Source organism: Phyllobacterium sp. P5_D12 (genome assembly GCF_054049495.1).
Genome location: NZ_JBFUMG010001044.1, coordinates 1 through 850 on the forward strand (window position 1 = coordinate 1; position 850 = coordinate 850).

Here is an 850-nt window from a genome sequence, read left to right on the forward strand (position 1 = left end):
GGCAGTTTCTGCTCATTGGAGGTTTAGTCTCGGTGGGCGCGATGATTTTGATTGGCGCTTTTGTAGCGGGCCTGATTGAAGCTGCCGTTACTCGTAATTCGGCGGCGGCGACCGCTTTGTACGTGGATAGCGTTATCGCGCCCATTCTTCCCGACATGCAAACCAATCAAATACTCGACGAGACGGTTACGCATGCGTTGGATGAGACGTTGGGGCAGGGGGCGTTGGCTAGCAGGCTAATGTCTTTCAGGCTCTGGCGAAGCGACGGGCTGGTTCTCTATTCCAACGACAAGAAGCTTATGGGCAAGCGCTTTGCCGTCAGCGATGACCTGAAGACAGCGTTTGCTGGCAAGATGGTCGCTAATTTTAACAACGTTGACGATGTGGAAAGCGAAGCTGAGCGGGCGAGTGGCAAGCCACTTCTGGAGATTTACAATCCGGTCCTCCAACCTTGGTCGGGCAAAGTGGTCGCCGTATCGGAATTTTATGAGATAGCTGACGAATTTCAGCACAGTTTGGATCAGGCGCGCCTGCGCAGCTGGCTTGCTGTCGCCTTCTTTACAATGGCTTTTTTTCTGGTCTTGTCAGTTATCGTGTTTCGTGGAAGCAAGACCATCGACGACCAACGTCGGGACCTAAAGCAACGGGTGAGCGAACTTTCCGACCTGCTCCTGCAGAACAAGACGTTGCATGCGCGCGTCCAACGTGCCTCTCAACGCGCTGCGGCACTGAACGAAAGCTATCTCAGACGCATAGGGGCGGATATTCATGACGGCCCCGCACAACTCATGGCGTTCGCTGCGCTTAGGTTGGACAGCGATATCCTGGTTAATCCTGCTGTCTTGGAAGA

The 850-nt window shown here is 54.0% G+C and carries 1 pseudogene; it reads left to right on the plus strand.

From position 1 onward, the window contains the following. Positions 1 to 850, plus strand: a pseudogene (locus ACXJ5O_RS28565) (sensor histidine kinase); the annotation flags it as partial.